At 57.5% G+C, this 18,731-nt stretch carries 13 protein-coding genes; 4 read left to right on the top strand and 9 right to left on the bottom strand.

The genetic code is table 11. The features are described from left to right. The first annotated feature begins 83 nt into the window (after window positions 1-83). The 3 genes from AC6UAL_RS05520 (at window position 84) to AC6UAL_RS05510 (ending at window position 4,820) form a co-directional block, all read left to right on the top strand. Entirely contained in the window at window positions 84-2,957 is a 2,874-nt protein-coding gene (locus AC6UAL_RS05520; RefSeq protein WP_500682371.1) for a type IA DNA topoisomerase, read from the top strand. After that, window positions 2,954-3,949: a bile acid:sodium symporter family protein gene (locus tag AC6UAL_RS05515; protein ID WP_500682370.1), complete on the top strand. Its 996-nt coding sequence runs from the start codon at window positions 2,954-2,956 to the stop codon at window positions 3,947-3,949. The genes AC6UAL_RS05520 and AC6UAL_RS05515 overlap by 4 nt, the downstream gene beginning before the upstream one ends. 163 nt (window positions 3,950-4,112) lie before the next feature. Beyond that, on the top strand, window positions 4,113-4,820 hold the full coding sequence (locus AC6UAL_RS05510) for a YwaF family protein (protein WP_500682369.1): 708 nt from the start codon (window positions 4,113-4,115) through the stop codon (window positions 4,818-4,820). A gap of 54 nt (window positions 4,821-4,874) precedes the next feature. Here AC6UAL_RS05510 and AC6UAL_RS05505 read toward each other — a convergent pair whose 3' ends face one another. The 5 genes from AC6UAL_RS05505 to AC6UAL_RS05485 all read right to left on the bottom strand — a co-directional run bounded on the left by AC6UAL_RS05505 (window position 4,875) and on the right by AC6UAL_RS05485 (window position 11,729). Then, on the bottom strand, window positions 4,875-6,074 hold the full coding sequence (locus AC6UAL_RS05505; protein ID WP_500682368.1) for a GIY-YIG nuclease family protein: 1,200 nt from the start codon (window positions 6,072-6,074) through the stop codon (window positions 4,875-4,877). Next, a complete protein-coding gene (locus AC6UAL_RS05500) occupies window positions 6,064-8,022 on the bottom strand; it encodes a DEAD/DEAH box helicase (RefSeq protein WP_500682367.1) in 1,959 nt (652 codons plus the stop codon). Before AC6UAL_RS05500 ends, AC6UAL_RS05505 begins: the two co-directional genes overlap by 11 nt. Then, complete coding sequence (locus AC6UAL_RS05495; RefSeq protein ID WP_500682366.1) at window positions 8,019-10,766, bottom strand: DNA methyltransferase; 2,748 nt, start codon at window positions 10,764-10,766, stop codon at window positions 8,019-8,021. The genes AC6UAL_RS05500 and AC6UAL_RS05495 overlap by 4 nt, the downstream gene beginning before the upstream one ends. Before the next feature lie 283 nt (window positions 10,767-11,049). After that, window positions 11,050-11,379, bottom strand: a complete 330-nt coding sequence (locus AC6UAL_RS05490) for an H-type lectin domain-containing protein (RefSeq protein ID WP_500682365.1) — start codon at window positions 11,377-11,379, stop codon at window positions 11,050-11,052. Then, window positions 11,376-11,729, bottom strand: a complete 354-nt coding sequence (locus AC6UAL_RS05485) for a hypothetical protein (protein WP_500682364.1) — start codon at window positions 11,727-11,729, stop codon at window positions 11,376-11,378. Before AC6UAL_RS05485 ends, AC6UAL_RS05490 begins: the two co-directional genes overlap by 4 nt. A gap of 126 nt (window positions 11,730-11,855) precedes the next feature. On the opposite strand from AC6UAL_RS05485, the gene AC6UAL_RS05480 reads away from it, so the two are divergent. Continuing rightward, entirely contained in the window at window positions 11,856-12,482 is a 627-nt protein-coding gene (locus AC6UAL_RS05480; protein WP_500682363.1) for a GIY-YIG nuclease family protein, read from the top strand. 224 nt (window positions 12,483-12,706) lie between these two features. On the opposite strand, the gene folD is transcribed toward AC6UAL_RS05480, so the two are convergent. The 4 genes from folD to AC6UAL_RS05460 are packed head-to-tail and all read right to left on the bottom strand — an operon-like array spanning window position 12,707 to window position 18,579. Further along, window positions 12,707-13,585, bottom strand: coding sequence for a bifunctional methylenetetrahydrofolate dehydrogenase/methenyltetrahydrofolate cyclohydrolase FolD (folD, locus tag AC6UAL_RS05475; protein ID WP_500682362.1), 879 nt, complete (start codon window positions 13,583-13,585; stop codon window positions 12,707-12,709). Next, window positions 13,582-14,310, bottom strand: coding sequence for a lysophospholipid acyltransferase family protein (locus AC6UAL_RS05470; protein WP_500682361.1), 729 nt, complete (start codon window positions 14,308-14,310; stop codon window positions 13,582-13,584). The genes folD and AC6UAL_RS05470 overlap by 4 nt, the downstream gene beginning before the upstream one ends. A gap of 10 nt (window positions 14,311-14,320) precedes the next feature. Next, on the bottom strand, window positions 14,321-16,075 hold the full coding sequence (locus tag AC6UAL_RS05465; RefSeq protein ID WP_500682360.1) for a hypothetical protein: 1,755 nt from the start codon (window positions 16,073-16,075) through the stop codon (window positions 14,321-14,323). A 2-nt stretch (window positions 16,076-16,077) separates the two neighbouring features. Then, window positions 16,078-18,579 (bottom strand): secretin GspD/PilQ domain-containing protein, encoded by a 2,502-nt coding sequence (locus tag AC6UAL_RS05460; protein ID WP_500682359.1) that lies wholly within the window; start codon window positions 18,577-18,579, stop codon window positions 16,078-16,080. Between the last annotated feature and the right edge of the window lie 152 nt (window positions 18,580-18,731).

The raw sequence follows: 18,731 nt of genomic DNA, 5'->3' as shown, positions 1-18,731 counted from the left end.
CTCCCGACCGCCGCACGCGGCCGGGCACCGCAAGCGAAACGACCGAAAGAAACGACCGAAACCATCCCCCCACGGCAGACTCCATGTCCAAGACTCTCATCATTGCAGAAAAACCCAGCGTCGCGACAGACCTCGCCCGCGTTCTGGGCAAGCGACTCGGCAAATTCAGCAAAGACAGCGCCACCGGCAGCTACAGCAACGACACGCTCATCATCACCTCCGCCGTCGGCCACCTCGTCGAACAGAAAAAACCGCAGACCGCCGACGGCAAAAGCCTGCCGTGGAAAATGGACTACCTGCCCGTCATGCCCGCGCACATGGAACTCGAGCCCATCGCCAAATCGGCCGATCGCCTCAAAAAAGTCCTCAAACTCGCACGCAGCAAAGAAGTCACCGCCCTCGTCAACGCCTGCGATGCCGGGCGCGAAGGCGAACTCATCTTCCGCAACATCATCCGCTTCGGCAACATCCGCAAACCCATCTCGCGCCTCTGGATGCAGAGCATGACAGACGACGCCATCCTCGAAGCCTGGAGCAAACTCAAGAGCGACGCCGACATGGCCGACCTCGCCGACGCCGCCGTCTGCCGCTCCGAATCCGACTGGCTCGTCGGCCTCAACAGCACACGCGCCCTCACCGTCCTGCAATCAGCAGCCGGCGGCTTCAACGTCACCCCCACCGGCCGCGTACAAACCCCCACCCTCGCCCTGCTCGCCGCGCGTCAAAAAGAAATCCTCGCCTTCGTCCCCGAACCCTACCACGAAGTTCACGCCACCTTCCAAGCCCAAGCCGGCACCTACGACGGCAAATGGATCAACCCCGACTGGCGCAAAAACCCCAAAGAACCGCAAAAAACCCGCGACCGCATCTGGGACGAAGCCACCGCCCGAGCCATCGCCGAGCGCTGCCGCGGCCGCGAAGGACGCGTCAGCGAAACCAAAAAACCCGTCTCCGTCCCTGCGCCGCAACTCTTCGACCTCACCTCCCTGCAGCGCGAAGCCAGCAACCGCTTCGGCTTCTCCGCCCGGCGCACCCTGCAACTCGCGCAAGAATGCTACGAGAAACACAAAGTCCTCACCTACCCGCGCACCGACTCCAAATACCTGCCCGACGACTACCTCAAAATCGCCGCCCGCACCGTTGAAGCCATCCGCGACAACCTCCCCGAATTCGCCCCCCACGCCCGCGGCATCATCGAACGTCGCGGCATCAAACCCGGCAAACGCGTCTTTGACAGCAGCAAAGTCAGCGACCACTTCGCCATCATCCCCACCGGGCGCTTCGTCTCCCTCAGCGGCGACGCCGCACGCATCTTCACCCTCGTCGTCCAGCGCTTCCTCGGCGTCTTCATGCCCAACGCCGAATACGAAGACACCGAACGCACCACCATCATCCAAACCCCCGAAGCCACCGACACCTTCTACACCCACGGCCGCGTCCAACTCAGCCCCGGCTGGCGCGCCCTCTACCCCGCCGGGCAGCGCGACCGCCGCGACGAACTCTGCCCCGTCACCCCGCAAGAACGCGTCACCGCCCAACAAGTCGACGCCCGGCAAGACCAAACCAAAGCCCCGGCCCCCTACACCGAAGCCACCCTGCTCACCGCCATGGAAAGCGCGGGCAAACTCGTCGACGACGAAGAACTCGCCTACGCCATGAAAGAACGCGGCCTCGGCACCCCCGCCACCCGCGCCGCCATCATCGAAGGCCTCATCACCCAAGAATACATCGTACGCGACGGCAAAGAACTCATCGCCACACGTCGCGGCATGGACCTCATCGACCTGCTGGGCAAAATCGGCCTGAGCACCCTCTCCAGCCCCGAACTCACCGGCGAATGGGAATACCGCCTCAAACAAATGGAAAGCGGCCGCCTCGACCGCGACACCTTCATGAAAGACATACGGCACTACACCACCGAAATCGTCGACGCCGTACGCGACTACATGAAAAACGGCAAAAACCCCGACCTACCCCTCACCTGCCCCGCCTGCGGCGCCCAAGGCCTCGGCAGCCGCGTCGACGCCGTCTCCTGCAACCACTGCAAATTCCGCATCCGCCGCGTCCACGCCGGCCTCAGCCTCACCGACGACCAAATGAGCGAACTCATCACCCGCGGCGAACTCCCCGTCATGGAAGGCTTCCGCTCCAAATTCGGCAAACCCTTCAAAGCCGGCCTGCGCCTCGTCAAACCCCAGAGCGAACGCGCCACCTGGAAAGCCGAATTCTACTTTGAAAACGACAAAACCCCCGCCGGCGAACCCGGCGGCAGCGAATCACAAGGCCTCGTCGACGTCAAAGACCACGGACAACTCGAACTCTTCCTCAACGACAAACAGTGGAGCATCCCCGACTACCCCCTCGAAGGCAGCACCCGCAAAGGCTTCACCATGTCGCGCATCATCCTCGGGCAGCAAATCGAACGCAACCAACTCGACAAACTCCTCGCCACCGGCAAAACCGACCTCATCACCGGCTTCATCTCCCAGCGCACCCGGCGCCCCTTCGACGCCTACCTCACCATCGACCCCAAAAAAGGCAACGTCGCCTTCGAATTCCCCCCGCGCGAAACCAAACACAAAACCGACCCCGCCGGCAGCAAAGCCGCCCGCCGCTTCACCGCCTCAGACGCCACCCGCGAAGACCTCAGCCAAGCCACCAAACACGGCCCCATCAAAATCAAAGGCAAAGGAGAACACGAACTACTTGAAACCGAAAACGCCTGGCACATCGACGGCCTCGCCTACGGCAAAACCCGCAAACCCCTCGTCATCCCGCACACCATGTGCGGCATCACCCTCAGCCTCGACCTCGTCACCCAACTGCTCACCAAAGGCAAAACCGAACTCATCCGCAACTTCGTCAGCCACAAAACCGGGCGACCCTTCGACGCCTACCTCACCTTCACCCCGGCGACAGGCAAAGTAGGCTACGAATTCCCCCCCCGCGAATCATGAAACAGCGCCTGCTGAGCATCCTCGCCAAAACCGACCGCTTCACCAACGGCATCATCATCTGCGTCATCCTGGGCCTCCTGCTCCCCTGCCACGGCATCGGAGCCGACATCTTCGACTGGCTCACCAACGCCGCCATCATCCTGCTCTTCTTCCTGTACGGCGCCAAACTCTCGCGGCAATCCGTCATCGACGGCCTGCTGCACTGGCGCCTGCAAGCCCTCGTCGCCTTCTTCACCTTCATCTTCTTCCCCATCTTCTTCAGCCTCGTCCAGCCCCTCGGCGAACGCCTCGTCGGCTCCGCCCTCTACATGGGCCTCATCTACGTCGCCTGCCTCCCCTCCACCGTCCAAAGCAGCATCGCCTTCACCTCCGTCGCCGGCGGCAACGTCCCCGCCGCCGTCTGCAGCGCCTCCGCCTCAAGCCTCTTGGGCGTCTTCCTCACCCCCCTGCTCGTCGGCCTGCTCTTCCACACCGCCAACGCCTCCGGCGCCGCCGTCGGCCTCGACACCATCCTGCAAATCTGCTACCAAATCCTGCTGCCCTTCATCGCCGGACAAATCGCCCAACGCTGGCTCAAACCGTGGGTCGACAGCCACCGCAAACTCATCGGCTGGAACGACCAAACCACCATCTGGCTCGTCGTCTACACCGCCTTCTCCGGCGCCACGCGCGGCGGCTACTGGTCACAACTCGACGCCCGGCACCTCATCGGCCTCATCCTCCTCTGCCTCATCCTGCTGTGCATCATCCACGCCACCACCTACTTCAGCAGCAAACTCCTCGGCTTTAGCAGAGAAGACCGCATCACCATCGTCTTCTGCGGCTCCAAAAAAAGCCTCGCCGTCGGCGCCCCCATGATGATGGCCATCTTCGGCAGCCTCGACAACAACCTCCTGCTCCCCCTCATGATCTTCCACCAAGTCCAACTCGTCACCTGCGCCCACCTCGCCCGCATGTGGCACCGCGACGGCGACGACGACGGCGGCTACTAAGCCCCCGGCACACCGCGCACGCAGCCCGGCACACAGACCACACGCCGCCCCGCCACCCCGGCACCACGCCCCCGCAGCCCCTGCACACCGCACACCCCGCAGCCGCCCCGCCGCCGCCCCCGCACACAACACCACCCAAGCCCTGCTCCCCTCTCCCCCTGCCATGCCACCCACCCTAGCAGAAAGCGCCCCTGAATTCATCCGCTGGAGCAGCCCGCACATCATCGCCCTCATCCTCACCATCCTCACCGCCGCCGGCATCCTCCGGCTCGGGCGGCGCTGCAGCGAACGCGGCCGGCGCCTCATCTGCCGTAGCCTCGCCATCATCATCGCCCTGCAATTCATCAGCGAATACATCTGGCGAACCTTCAGCGACGCCTACGGCCCGTGGGAATGGAACCTCCCCCTGCACTTCTGCTCCTTCATGAGCGTCACCTCCGTCATCGCCCTCTGGTGGCATCCCCGCTGGGCCTGCGCCCTCGTCTACTTCGGCGTCCTCGCCGCCAGCATCCAAGCCCTCATCACCCCGGCCATGGCAGACGGCTACCCCAGTGCGGCCTTCTTCGTCTTCTTCATCTCACACGGCCTCCTCATGGTCGTCGCCCTCGCCATCCCCGTCCTCCTCGGCTGGCGCGCGCGCGGCTGGGACGACCTTCGCACCGTCCTCCTCATGGACGCCTACGTGCTACTCATCATCCCCATCAACCACTGGCTAGGCACCAACTACGGCTACACCGAAGGCCCGCCCGTCCCCGGCACCCTCCTCGACTACCTCGGCCCCGCCCCCTGGTACTACCTCTGGGTCCAACTCCCCGTCCTCGCCGTCTTCCGCCTCATGATGCTCCCCGTCCACGACAAGAGCGAAGAGTGAAGCCCCCGCGCCCCACTCCCCCACAACCCTCACCCCAAACGGAGCGGCTGCCGCTCATCTCTTTTCTCTTCTCTTCACCAAACGCTTGCGCTTCGGGTCATACTTGAATCCGGCAATCGATCCGTCCAAAATCATGGGCAAAGCCTGACGAATCACCGAAATCGGAACTACATACCACTCTCTGGGGTACGTTTTCTTGCCGTGCTCATCCACAACTTCAAGTTTCAGCTGAGCACAGTCAAATAGATGGTGAATCAGCGTCTCAAACCGGTGCACGTTCGGGAAATTACACTGGTACGAGAGCAAAACCTTAACCCCGGACATCAAATACGTACCTTGAGACTCAGCATTCCGAACCCTCTCTTCCACACTTCCCGTGGTAACACCGATCTTGTACAAATGCTTGATTCCCTTGATCTGAGGATCCTTGCTGAGTGAACGCAGTACATAAATAAAGCCCCCCACCTCACTGTCGTCAGAACCTGGCTTTACAACATCAGGCGAAAGCTCAAGATTTTGCGGTTCCAGCTCTGAAATAAGTTTTCCTTCACTGTAAAGTGTCCTGTACAAGGATCTCACGAGGACATTACTCTCCGTACCATTATCATAGATTAAGCGTATGCGGAAATTTTTCTGCTTTGACGACGAAATGTGCTCTTCTTTTTCACGAGAAGCAACATAAGCAAGCATGTCATGGCAGATGACAAAATGCCCGGCTTCAAGTTGCTCAGGCTTGCGCCCAGCCACATCGAAAACGTGCCTGCGCCCACTCAGAAGATCCTCACGACACTGTTCAAACAGAGGGCGGTATGCCTCAAAATTTTTGCAGACCTTCCTCTCCGCCTGCTTCTCAGGCTTAGTCCGGCGTTTCTTGGGTAAAGAAGATGTATCGAAAATTGAAGAAGGAGCGGCAGCCATGATGTCATCTAACCCCGATTGCACGACCTCGTCAAAGGAAGTCGGGGGAGAAGCCAGCAGATGGTGCCTGTCATAAGGCATGAGTTTGCGGGTCTTTTCCACATCCATGCGCAGGCCGCTCAAGCGCGCACCCAGACGCCGTTCCGCGATATTTCGTGTCTGAAGCTCCGGCTCTGAACCGTGCTTATCAACCCAGGCTTGTATCTCTTCGAAAGACTCCACAAGCCTGTCTCTCTCACTCGGGGCAGGATGAGCCTCCGGCAGAGAAAGGTCAATGCCAAGTCGATCGGCATCCTCAAAAATGGCCCTGAGACGCGCATCAAGTTTATTGTCCATCGGCTTCTCTGCGTTTCTTCTCTTTTTTGATCACAAGCATTGCCTCACCCAGTGTCGACTCCAAACGATCCTCTGATGCCATATCTGGCTCCCGACCACCATTTGCCTTGATGAACTCCCGAATCGCATTCCAGTGCATGATTGCATTCTCGAGGGACATGGCCGTTCTCTTCTCCATGATCGCATCACGGATGAGGCGCAACGTTGGTTTATCAAGTTGCTTGGACAAAATCTCAAAAGCATCTTCAAACGGATTGATGGACGAGATGAGATTAATATCCAAATCCTCGATATTGATAAAGCGGTTGCTGATCTCGATGAAGCGTCTCGTCTTGCCATCCTTTTCTTCCTCCACGATCCGCGACTTCTTGACAAAGATGTCTGCCAGAAGATAATCCTTAATCTCTTCCACTTCGGCAGCCTCAAGCCCCTCGTATTTCTCTTCAATAATCTGAGGGATCAAATAGCGATTCACAATCTCGGGGTAGAGATCCTTATCGGCCATGAACTTCTGAGTTCGTGGATCCTGAAAAAGAGCAACCTTTAGATCAGAAAGGTCATTCTCAATGATATCCTTGACGCGATCAGATGAGGGATCCTTCATGCCCTTAATTTTGATCGTCCTAGGCAAATCTTCTTCTCTGTTAGCAGTCTTACTCAAGAAAGAAAAATCAGGGGCCAGCACCTGCTCCATCATCAATGAAGCAGAGATTGCTTTTAACAAGTTGTTGACAGACAAGATAACCTCGTCCTGCGTCGCTGCCGGAGCCGCCACGAGATTCGTAAATTGCGTATGAAACTTGTTGGGATAATCGCGCGTGGCGCGCCCGATGATCTGAATCACCTCCGTCAGAGAGCTTCGATACCCAATCGTCAGAGCATGCTCACACATCGGCCAGTCAAACCCCTCCTTCGCCATGCCAAGAGCGATGATGATGTCCAAGTCCTCAGGTTTCTGAACATGGCGCAAGTAATCGACAACTTTGTTGCGACGCAGCGGAGTATCCTCGACAAGATCCGCCACCTTCAGCCGGCGCCCATCTTTTGCTCTGACGTAGATAATCCCCGTCTCCGAGTCGGCCCCCTCAACGCAGCCTATAGCTTCGAGGATTCCGTCAACTTCCGCGTTCTTATCTTTCGTAGAAGCTGCACTGTTGACGCTGGGGATGTGAATGATCGTCTTCTTGTTGATATCCAAAACCTCGGGAATGGCGTCAAGATAGGAGCCTTGATAGAAATGATAGCCGATCCCCAGACTCCTTAAATACTTGTAGCCATTAAGCTGGTCGTAGTAGGTATAGACAACGCGCGAGAACTTGCTCTCGTCGGCTGGCAAGAGAATAGGGACACTATCCCCACGGAAATAAGACCCCGTCATGGCAATCACATGAGCATTGGTCTTGCTCAAAACCTCATGCACGAGCGCCCCCAGGCGGCTATTAGTCTGATCGGCCGAAACGTGATGAAACTCATCAATAGCCAACAGACACTCATTGAAGGCTTCAGTCGGCAATCCCTCAAAGGCAAAGCGCAGGGTCGCGTGAGTGCATATGAGGATGCGAGCCGTGGAATCTGTCAAGAACTCCTTGAACTTGGCAATTTTCCCCGAGTTACTGTCAGAGCCAACCGTGCAGAGATTGTAGCGCTCATCAGGCTCCCAGTCGTATTCAAAGCCGTACCGACTCAGCGGAGTAGCAGCAAAAGAGCTGCCGATCGTGCGCTCAGGCACAGCGACAATTGCCTTCTTGATTCCTTGATGATTCAACTTATACAGAGCCAAGAACATGAGGGCGCGGCTCTTCCCTGATGCAGGAGGTGCCTTCAGTAAGAGATACTGTTCCTTGCGTTTTTCATACGCTCGAGCTTGCATTTCACGCATTCCAAGCGCATCTGTTGCCGTGCTCTTGCCGGTGCAGTGATATTCTACCGTTAAAATATTCTCGTTCATTGCTGGCTATCTGTCATTTGTTCGTACAGGCTGAATAAACAAATCAATCGCTCTTCATCGTTATTGAAACCCTTGGGGTTATAGATACGATCCACGAGATCGTCCACTTTGTCATGTGCTTTTCGCAGATCCGGAGGCATGTTCTTCGGGTCGTACAATTCGGCCAGAGTCTTATCACTGTGCGCTTCGCGCGCATCAAGAACGCCAAAGGCCGCGAGCTCGAGCCGCTGTTTCTCCTCATCACTGAGCGGCCGGATCGGAAACGTATTATAGCAGAGCGAGGCAGAATATCTGAAATCAGTCTTGAGTCTCCCGCACGCAACCCCCACCCACACCATGTGCATCTTTGACGTCAGAACGGCAAAAAGCCATGGTTCCGCTCCATAAATGGCAAATGCCGCATCCGATATCACAGTATCATCATTCAAAAAACCTATGGGAATATACTCACGATTTTCAGACGAAACCCTGGGAAATATGATTGAAAGACCCTTCATGTGCCTAATCTCACAGAACAGGTGAGGCGTCAATGCACTTTCTCTTGTTTTTTTTCGTGTGCTTGCTAACCTGAATTTACGGCACTTCTCAAATCTCTCGCGGAAATAGGGCATGTTCTGTATGGCAGAAATATCAAAATTTGACAACCAAAAACAGTATCTAACTGTACCTTTTATAAACTCGCTAGCTCCGACATATCGCTTAATATGATACCGGATCGGGGGAAAACTTCTGATGCATTCTTCTTTTTCTTCCTCGCTCAAAAGCAGAGCGCCATCATCCGCAGGCATATTACCAAATGCTATTGGAGGAAGCTTTGATATTGGATTATCTAATGAGCTTATAAACCATGTTTTACCAGAGCGCACATATGGTGATATCTCATCAACGTTCCGAACATGTTCGCCTTCGAAAATACGGCATTTCCGTGCGTAGGCTCCGTCACGAATCCCCAGAATTACGCAGGTAACCCCAGCCTGATTTCTTGCATTATTAGTCCACTTGAAAGATGAATATGCGAACTCGATAACTATACCGCTCTTGAGAATAGGTTCCCACAAGCAGGGGACCTGTTCTCCCTGAGTGATAGAATTAGTCGAGACAAAGGCACACCGAGACGGAGTTTTCCTGATGTACTGGGCTCCGAGGTAAAACCAAGCAGAAATGTAATCAAGTATTCGGTACGAAGGGAGATTGAAAAAGACATGATGCATATCCTCCTTTTGCTCAGTGCTCTGACCTTTTTTTCCTATGTACGGAGGATTGCCAAAAATGAAGGTCTCACCACATTCTTCCGTTACTGGCTCAGCATTGGCAAATAGAGGGTCAAGATAATATAACGGCCTTGAAAAGTGTTCTGAATGAGGGCAAACTTTGTCCCAATCCAATCTTAAAGCATTGCCCAGCACTATATGGTCATTAGGCTTGAGGGGCAAAGTGGGCACGGACGCAGCAAAGCGCTTCTCAAATTCCTGATTCATTTGATGATCCACAAGCCAGAGAGAAAGCACAGCGATCTCATGTGCGAAATCATCGATCTCGATTCCGTAAAACTGACTGATGGAAACGCGCGGTTGATGGAGAAGAATTCCTCTGATCGCTCCTAGTTGTTTACGCACATCGTCCAGGGCTTCCACAACATCCATCTCTAATCTACGCAGCTCCTTGAAGGCAATGAGGAGAAAGTTACCGCTGCCGCAGGCAGGGTCAAAGCATTTGATCTGACACAGGCGAATCAACAGTTTCTCAAGCTTGCGCTCATCCCCCACAGCCTTCTCATACTCCTCACGGAGTTCATTGAGGAATAGAGGATTGAGAACTTTCATGATATTCGGGACAGAGGTATAATGCTCACCCAAATGGGCACGCTGTTCCGGGGAGATGCACGCTTGAAACATGTTGCCGAAGATGTCGGTATTAATCCCGGACCAGTCCAACGACCCCGCCTCAATAACGGCTTGCCGCGACTTGAGTGAAAAATGCGGAGAGGCATGCAAATCTCGGAACAATCCTCCATTTACGTAAGGGAACTGCCTCACCGCTTCCGGCGCCGCTTCCCGCTTCGGAGAATCGTCCGGCTCATTCATGATCGCGAATATTCGATCGAACCAAACATTGAGATCTGAACCGTCGGGAGAAGTCAGATTGTTGATGGAAGACGTGAAGGCCCCGGCAGTAGCGAACAAGCCGCTGTCTTCAGCAAAGAAGCAGAAGAGCAGTCTAGCCATGAAAACGTTCATGTCATGCTCGGAGATGCTTGGGTTATCATGCTTGATGGCGTCGTACAGCTTGCCCATCCGACGGGCTGCCTTCACATCGGCGAGGCTATCCACAGCAATTTGTCCCTTCTCGTACCCCGCCAAAGGCAGAAAGAAGTCGTAGTGAGCATCAATCTTGCAGCGCGGGAACTCGCGTGTATCTCCCGTTTTGGTATCGTAGCAAGCCCACGTCACCCCATCGCTGGCCACAAGGAAGCGTGGGTTGTACCTCATTATGCCCTTGTCCTGCTTGGCCTCGACAAGCAAGCTCTTAAGCTGCCTGCTAGGAGCTTTGATAAAATAAAGCTTATTCTTCCACAAGATCTCCCCCTCTCCTCGCGGCACACCCAAATTGCCTGATTTCAAGCGGGCCATGGTAGCTTTGGAGACGCCATAGGCAAGGAGCACATCATAGATGAAATGGTCATTCCCTTCGTTAGGAATTTGGGACAGGGCCTCCTCGATCTGGGTAGGGGACAGGTTTTTCATGGGGAGCTTGCAGAAGACGGTGAGCTATTCTACACCGCCAAGAGGCAGAAATCAAGATGCAAAGGGGTGTTCTGAAAGAGGGACTGAGAAAATCTGCGTTTGAACCTGCCTCTCTACTCACCCCGCTCAACGAGCTGCACTGAAATCATCCTGGCACACGACACACAAACACAGAGGCAAAACAGCGTTGTGTCTCATCGTCGGGGCTCAAGAAGTAATCTCTCGAGCCTTTCCGCTTGCCTGCGCCGCGGCTGAGTGCCATTCTGCGGCGCAGGCAGGTAAATCATTCTACGCCGAATGCCGTCCAGGATACTTTATAGCCATAGATCAGATTGTTGTACCACGTTTTTATCTCCAATACAAACCCTGTAGCAGAAACGCTTACGGCAGCAATTTCTAAACGGTTGACCGTGTGCAACAGAGGCTTATTATCTTGGCTTTTGAATTGAGATTCCTCAATGAACTGACCTTCGTCGACGCGATCCAAGGAAAGCACGACGAAGGGGCGTTCTTTATAAGGTACTGGGAAAATAACCTCCTGACGATCATCTCTCACAGGAGGCAGGTGCTTCCGGTAATATTCTTGAAAAACAAATCCTTGTTGAATCTTCATCGTTGGATAGAATTAGGGTCTACTTTAGTCTTAACAGCGGATACTTCGTCGTAGCTCGTATTGGAAACGTGCGGGTTACCTCCCTCATTTAATAGCAATGGCCCATTTATTGCTGAATCTTTAATAATGACAGTCTGTGCTCCGTTGGCAGATTGAGTTTGCTCATTTTTTTCCACGCTAATTTTAAGCACTAGGGAAATTGATAATCCACAAGCCGCCAGGGAAGTCAGCGCTGTCACGGCTAACTTGATCAGCGTTTGCCACTCGCTCGAACTCCATACAGCGATTGTAAGCGCTGCCCATAGAATGATCACGAGCGCAAGAAAGATGCTGTTTTTATCGACCTTCATCACTGTTAGCTTAACATATTATAAACATAAGGCAAGACAGAAATCGCATGGAAGACGGATACCCGCAGGGCCTGAGGCGCCGTATTGACTTCAGTGAGCTCTGTGTTACAATGCGGCGTAAAAGCTATGAGCACACCGAGCACGAAGAAGGGTTCCATTTATATCCTGACGAATCCGTCGTTTCCGGATTACGTGAAGATCGGGTACGCGGATCATGTCGGGGCTCGCGTGCGGCAGTTGAATCGCTCGGAGTGCACGCCTTTTGCTTTTCGCGTGTACGCGACGTACGAGGTTTCGGAGCGTTTGGCGGATAAGGAGCTGCACCGCGTGATTGATCGGCTGAATCCGGGTTTGCGTTCTTCTGAGCTTTGTCAGGGGCGGCTGAGGGTGCGCGAGTTTTATGCGATGAGGCCGGAGGAGGCTTATGAAATTTTGGAGGCTCTGGCGTTGATTCACGGTTGCCCTGAGCGTCTTCATCTGGTTCAGGCGAGTGAGAAGGAGCTCGGCGAGGAGGAGCAGGCTCTCCGCATGGCGGAGGGGAAAGGGCTGAGGCGGGCTCGCTTTTCGTTTGCGCTCTGCGGGATTGAGCCGGGGAAGGTGGTGGAGTTTTGGTATACGTACCGAAAGCCTTCGGGGATTTTGTGCCCCGTGCTCGATGGTGAGCATGTGGAGTATGAGGGTCGGGCTTGGTCGCTTTCCGGCCTGGCGCGCCGGCTCACGGGGGGCGGAGAGGGCTGTATTATTCCATTTTAAGGCCGTTGACTAAATTAACGGGTCGATCAATCGTTCCTTATTCTCGTCGTGAAGAGTAAGGAAAAGCTTATTCTCAAGTTTCGGGGTTTTGAAATGCTGCGCAGGGCTCCCCTGCTCCGCTGGTGATGCAAGAAGCCCCCGCGTGCCGGGTGTGCACGCGGGGGCTTTTTCGGCGCTGCGCCCGCTGCTGAGAGGGGTTTCAGCGCGGGGCTTTAGCCGCTGTTTCAGCGGGTGAGCTGGCGGCAGGCTTTGACGGTGTTGGCCATGAGCATGGCGATGGTCATGGGGCCGACGCCGCCGGGGACGGGGGTGATGGCGCTGCAGAGGTCGCGTACGTTGTCGAAGTCGACGTCGCCGACGATGCGGTAGCCTTTGGGGCTGCTGCTGTCCGGGATGCGGTTGATGCCGACGTCGAGGACGACGGCGCCGGGTTTGATGTGCTCGGCGGTGATCATGTGGGGTTTGCCGACGGCGGCGACGATGATGTCTGCGCTGCGGCAGATTTCTGCGAGGTTGCGCGTGCGGGAGTGGGCGATGGTGACGGTGGCGTTGGCTTTTTTGCTGACGAGGAGGTTGGCCATGGGTTTGCCGACGATCATGCTGCGCCCGATGACGACGGCGTGTTTGCCGGCGGTTTCGATGCCGTAGGCTTTGAGGAGTTCCATGCAGCCGAGCGGGGTGCAGGGGACGAAGCCTTCGTCTTCTTCAAGGACGAGTTTGGCGACGTTGACGGGGTGGAAGCCGTCGACGTCTTTGCGCGGGTCGATGGTGAGGACTACGGCTTCTTCGTCGATGTGTTTCGGCGGGGGGCTTTGGACGAGGATGCCGTGGATGCGGTCGTCGGCGTTGAGTTGCCGGATGAGGTCGATGAGTTGGTCTTGGGTGGTTTCGGTGGGCAGGGCCCATTTTTGGGAGTAGATGCCGAGTTCGGCGCAGGCTTTGACTTTGGAGCCGACGTAGACTTGTGAGGCGGGGTCTTCGCCGACGAGGACGACGGCGAGGCCGGGGGTGCGGCCTTGGGCGGTGAGTTCGGCGATTTCTGCTTTGAGTCCCTGCCGGATGCGCCGGGAGATTTCTTTGCCGTTGATGAGGGTGGTGGTCATGGTGCTTCGGGTTCGGTGGCCGAGGTGGGTGTTTGTTGTTGCCGGGCTTCGGCTTCCAGCTCGGCGAAGGTGGGGAAGTCGGGGGCGCCGCCGATGAGGGCTTGTTCGAGGCGGCGGCAGTGTTGTTTGATGCTTTCGTCGTCGAGGTCGCGGGGGATTTCAAGGGGTTTGCCCCAGTGGAGTTCGACGCGGCTGAAGGGTTTGGGGATGATGAAGGCGTCCCAGGCTTTGGTGATGCGCCAGCAGTGCGGGATTTCGATGCGGACGGGGATGATGGGCAGTCCGCTCATGGCGGCGGCTTTGATGACGCCGGGGTGGCATTTGTAGCGCGGGCCTTTGGGGCCGTCGGGGGTGATGCACATGCAGCAGCCTTCTTTGAGTTCGCGCATGAGGTCCATGAAGCCGGCGACGCCGCGGCGGTGGCTGGAGCCGCGGACGGCGCGCATGCCGTAGTCTTCAGCGATGGTGGCGAGCATGGCGCCGTCTTTGCTGGCGCTGGTGAGCATGCTCATGGGGATGCTGCCTTTGAGGATGTATTTGTAGAAGTGGCAGGGGACGAAGGTGCGGTTGTGCCAGAGGGCGATGATGACTTGGCGTTTGCCCATGTGCGGGTCGCCGTCGTTGATGAGGCGTTTGCGCAGGGTGCAGCAGATGCTCCAGATGGCCAGCCACAGGATGTGTCCGAGGGGGCGTGACCACCATTTTGCGCGCAGTTCTCCGGCCATGGGTTGTTTTTTAGCTGTTGAAGGGGTTGTCGCTGCCGGTGCTGCTGCCGCTATCCCAGGCGGGGTGGTTCCAGTCGCCGGGGGAGAGGTCGGCGGGGGTGGCAGGGGTGGCAGGGGTGCCGGGGGTTGGGGCGGCAGGTGCGGGGGTGGAGGGGGTGTTGCTGCCGGGGGAGGAGGGGATGCCGGTGTCGTCGAGCAGGCCGGGGTTTTGCAGGAGGCCGTCGATGAGGTGGTCGTTGTAGTTGACGCGTTTGCGGTTGATGCGCTGCGGGTCGGCGGCGTCGTCGAGTTGGCGGGAGTTGTCGGTGGGGGCGTTGATGCTGCCGCTGACTTTGGTGTTGAGCCAGCACCAGGGGGCTTGTTGTTCGTAGACGGGGTCGGGAAGGCCGTCTTCGTATTCGCGGTTGGCGCGGCTTTCGGGGATGCCGTAGCCGATGGTGCCGTCGAGTTGGTTGCGGCTGTCGAGCCGGATGTCGAAGCGGAGGTTGATTTTGCCTTGTTCGCGCATGTCACCGTCGCGGGCGATGAGGGTGAGGTTGCCGTCTTTGTTTTGTAGGGTGACTTTGCCGTCAGGCAGGGTGATGACGCGGTAGTCGTTCTGCCAGTCGGCGCGCTGGTGTTTGCAGAGGGTGCTGAGGGCGGGCAGGCCTTTGAGGGTGATGTTGTAGAGGTCGAATTGTCCGCTGAAGACGGGGCGCGGTTGGTTGAAGGGGAGTTCGACTTGGATGCGGCTGTTGCCTTGGTTGCGCGCGAGGGTGACTTGGGCTTTGAAGATGTTTTCAAAGCGTGCGGCGGTGAAGAGTTCGAAGGGGAGGTCTTGGGCTTCGACTTTGTAGGGGCCGGCGAGTCGGGCGCCGTTGCGCAGTTCGCCTTTGAGGCTGAGGTATTGGTCTTGCTGGCCGGGGTTGGCGGATCGGATGTTGAAGCTTTCGATGCCGTCGGGGCTCAGCAGGCAGGTGGCTTCGTCGAGTTGGCGGCTTTGCATGCCGCGCAGTTTGAGGTTGCCGCCTTTGAGGATGACGGAGCAGATGGTGCGGTTGTTGCGCGGGTAGTAGAGGTAGGCGCCGGCTTGTTCGATGCCGATGATTTCGGTGTGGCCGCTGTCGCTTTGGTTGTCGGTTTTGACGAGGCTGAGGTTGACGGCGCCGCAGTTGACGCGTTTGATGTCCCAGAGTTCTTCGCCGCTGAAGAGGGGCATTTGCATGGCGTCGAGGTCTCCGTTGACGCTGATGTCTGCCCGGCCGATGTTGATTTGGTCGCTACAGGGTTTGCCGAGGATGTAGCTGCGGGCGGAGAGGGAGCCTTTGAGTTTGTTCAGGACGACTTTGCGGATCAGGTGGCCTTGGGGGAAGGTGGCTTCGATTTGTTCGATGCTGAATTCGTTGCCGTCGGTGCTGATGCCGCTGCAGGTGACGCTTTCGGCTCCCCAGGCTTCTTTGAGGGCTTCGCCGGTTTGGATGAGTTTGGCGTCAAAGGTGCTCATGCGGTAGGCGAAGTAGGAGCCGAAGGCGACGCCGAGTACCAGCAGGATGATCAGGCAGAGAATGCCGGAGCGGAGGCTGCGACGCCGCTTTTCGCTCCGGCTGACCATGACGCGCTTTTTCTTGACGACGCGTACGACTTTGGTGCCGTCGGCGCGGACGATGACTTCGCGCGATTTTTCTTTGCCGGGGGCGTCTTCGTTGAGTTTTTTGATGATGTTGCGGACTTGGGAGTTGTCCGGTTCATCGTCTCGTTCGTCCTCGCGGTCGTCGTATTTTCTCATGTTTAGTTCTCAGGGGTGGCGATGAGTTGGTCGCTGGGTTTGTCGCCGGTTTGGAAGTCGCGGCCGGTCGGGTCGACGATGTCTACTTTGGCAAAGTAGAGGACGGCTTTGCGTGTGCGCGAGCTGCCTTCGGAGCGGAAGAGGCGGCCGACGAGGGGAAGGTCACCCAAGACGGGAACTTTGTCTTCGTATTCGATGACGCGCGCTTCTTTGAGTCCGCCGAGGACGAGGACGGAGCCCGAGGCGACGGTGACTTTGGTGTTGATGCGGTAGCGCTTGATCATCGGTTGGAGGATTTGGTTGTCGGTGAGTCGCACCATTTGGAAGCCGTCTCGCTGCCAGAGGGCGGCTTCGATGGGTTGCCCCCAGTTGACGAAGCCTTCGAATTCGTTGAGGGTGGTGGTCAGCGAGAGGGTGACGGCGCTGGCGTCTCCGTTGATTTCGGCGTTGTGTACTTGGATGATGGTGCCGAAGCCGTTGAGTTCATCGTCGCTCATGCCGAAGCGGGTGAAGTCGGTGGGGTGGGCGGGGATGGCGGCGAGGGCTTGGCCGTTGTTGTTGTCGTTGTTGTTTCCGTTCCCCCATCCGTTGATGGTGACGGATTCGATGCTCGGGCTGTCGTAGCCGGAGGGGAAGAAGAGTTCGCGGACGCTGCCGAAGGAGATTTGTTCGTCGCGGTCGGGCTGGAAGACGATTTGCGGACGCTGCAGGACGTCGACGCCTTTTTGCTGGGCAAGGCCGCGCATCAGGACGGTGACGTCGGCGGTGTTCCAGATGCCGCGCAGGCCGAAGATGCCGGGGGATTTGCTGGTTTCTCGCGGGACGTATTCGGAGACGGAGCCGGTGCTGATGAGGCGGTCGATGTTGCTGGCTGCCAGGACGCTGGCGCCGGAGCGAAGGCCGTCGGTGACGTGCGGGGCGGCGGCGTCACCGATGCCGCCGTCGATGCTGACGCCGGCGGTGGTTGCTCCGGTGGGGGTGACGCCGCCTCCGGTGAAGGTTTTGCCGCCGAGGCTGGCGTTGAACATCCATTCAAAGCCGAGGTCGTCGAGTTGTTCTTCCGAGACTTGCACCATGATGACGCTCAGGACGACGACGCGATGCTCGCTGATGGGGACGTTGAGCAGTTCGGCGATTTGATCCATGTTGTAGGCGGTGTTGCGCACGTGCATGATGCGCTCGGAGGGGATGTAGCGCACGTGCGAGCCTTCGGGGAAGGAGATGCCGTAGCTCTTGAGGGTTGCTTTGGGGTCGATGCGGCTGACGCTGATGGAGGAGAAGCCGCCGTCTTCGTCTTCTTCTTCGCTGTCGTCGCCGCGGGTGCGGTCGAAGAAGTGCGGCGGGACGATGAAGCTGCGGTCGATGAGCGGGCCGAAGTCTTTGCCGGAGTAGGTGAGGACGAGGCCTTTGTCGTCAAAGTAGTAGGAGATGCCCATCTGGTTGCAGAGGATGTCGAGCAGGCCGGTGATGGATATCTGGCTGAGGTTGAGGGTGACGCGCCGGTTTTGCAGGTCTTTGTAGCCGGGGGAGTCGATGGTGCCGAAGAAGGGGATGACGTTGATGTGGCCGCGCGAGACGCCTTGGTTGTTGGCTTCGTCGCGGCGGATTTCGGCGCGCAGGAGGTCGACGACGTCGTTGATGGTGGCTTCTTCGAGGATGACTTGCGGCAGGATGATTTGCGAGAGGCGTTCTTCGTAGGCGCTGCCGTCGATGTTGGCCGAGCTGTCCTGCCGGGTTTGTTCGCTGAGTTCTTGGGCGCGGGCGTCGATGGGTTCAAAGTAGGGGTCCGTCGGCGGGGTCATGTCGTAGGCGGCGTCGACGTCGGCCAAGGCTTTGGCGCGGTAGGCGTCGCGGACGCCGGCGAAGTACTGCATTTTCCGGTTGTTGCAGCGCTCGATGCCTCGCTGGGCCGCTGAGTTGTATTTGTCTATTTTGAGGACTTCTTGGAAGGTGCTGATGGCTTGGTCGTATCGCCCGAGGCCGTAGTAGCCTTCGGCGAGGGTCAGCAGGCGCTGGACTTCGTGGACGTTGCCGACGTGCTCGGGGGTGAGGGCCGGGTTGGTGCGCACGGGGTCGTCGGTGTAGCTGAGTTCTCGGTGCGCTCGTTTGTTGTCGGGCGAGAGTTCGATGGCTTCCAGCAGGAATTCGCGGGCTTCGTCGCTGCGGCCGACTTGGCGGTAGTCGATGGCTTTGGCGATCAGGGCGTCGGAGAGGCTGTCCTTGATGAAGCGGACTTGTTTTTCCGAGGCGGGGGCTTTGGGGATGACGCTCAGGGCGCTGCGATAGAGGTCGACGGCGTCGGAGTATTTTTTCTCTGTGTAGGCTTGGCGGGCCTGCTGCACGAGGAGCATGGCGTCGCGGACGGCGGCTTGCCGTCTGGCTTTTTGCTGCTGGGCGACGTCGGCGGTCGACGCCTCGCTCTGCGCGAAGGCGTGGGGCGCGGCGGAGAGAGTGCCCAAGGCGATGCTTGTCAGGAGAAACGCACGAGATAACGGTCTCATCATGGGAAGTGCCTTTATGCTATCAAATGACGGGGCGGAAGTCACTCTCAAAGTTTGCTTTCGCTGAAAAAAACGATGCAAAAGGGGCCTCGGGCTGCCGTTGTGGTTGCAGTCCGAGGCCCGAGCTGTGATGGGGGTCGTGTGGCTTCCGGCCT

The sequence above is a fragment of the Candidatus Parakkermansia intestinigallinarum genome (assembly GCF_944389695.1).
Classification (GTDB): domain Bacteria; phylum Verrucomicrobiota; class Verrucomicrobiia; order Verrucomicrobiales; family Akkermansiaceae; genus Akkermansia; species Akkermansia intestinigallinarum.
Note: the sequence above shows the minus strand (reverse complement) of the source record. Positions and strands in the feature narration are given on the sequence as shown.

Excerpts from the sequence above, each read along its gene's own strand:
- AC6UAL_RS05520 (WP_500682371.1), top strand. The coding sequence starts at position 84 with ATGTCCAAGACTCTCATCATTGCAGAAAAACCCAGCGTCGCGACAGAC.
- AC6UAL_RS05515 (WP_500682370.1), top strand. The coding sequence starts at position 2,954 with ATGAAACAGCGCCTGCTGAGCATCCTCGCCAAAACCGACCGCTTCACC.
- AC6UAL_RS05510 (WP_500682369.1), top strand. The coding sequence starts at position 4,113 with ATGCCACCCACCCTAGCAGAAAGCGCCCCTGAATTCATCCGCTGGAGC.
- AC6UAL_RS05505 (WP_500682368.1), bottom strand. The coding sequence starts at position 6,074 with ATGGACAATAAACTTGATGCGCGTCTCAGGGCCATTTTTGAGGATGCC.
- AC6UAL_RS05500 (WP_500682367.1), bottom strand. The coding sequence starts at position 8,022 with ATGAACGAGAATATTTTAACGGTAGAATATCACTGCACCGGCAAGAGC.
- AC6UAL_RS05495 (WP_500682366.1), bottom strand. The coding sequence starts at position 10,766 with ATGAAAAACCTGTCCCCTACCCAGATCGAGGAGGCCCTGTCCCAAATT.
- AC6UAL_RS05490 (WP_500682365.1), bottom strand. The coding sequence starts at position 11,379 with ATGAAGATTCAACAAGGATTTGTTTTTCAAGAATATTACCGGAAGCAC.
- AC6UAL_RS05485 (WP_500682364.1), bottom strand. The coding sequence starts at position 11,729 with ATGAAGGTCGATAAAAACAGCATCTTTCTTGCGCTCGTGATCATTCTA.
- AC6UAL_RS05480 (WP_500682363.1), top strand. The coding sequence starts at position 11,856 with ATGAGCACACCGAGCACGAAGAAGGGTTCCATTTATATCCTGACGAAT.
- folD (WP_500682362.1), bottom strand. The coding sequence starts at position 13,585 with ATGACCACCACCCTCATCAACGGCAAAGAAATCTCCCGGCGCATCCGG.
- AC6UAL_RS05470 (WP_500682361.1), bottom strand. The coding sequence starts at position 14,310 with ATGGCCGGAGAACTGCGCGCAAAATGGTGGTCACGCCCCCTCGGACAC.
- AC6UAL_RS05465 (WP_500682360.1), bottom strand. The coding sequence starts at position 16,075 with ATGAGAAAATACGACGACCGCGAGGACGAACGAGACGATGAACCGGAC.
- AC6UAL_RS05460 (WP_500682359.1), bottom strand. The coding sequence starts at position 18,579 with ATGATGAGACCGTTATCTCGTGCGTTTCTCCTGACAAGCATCGCCTTG.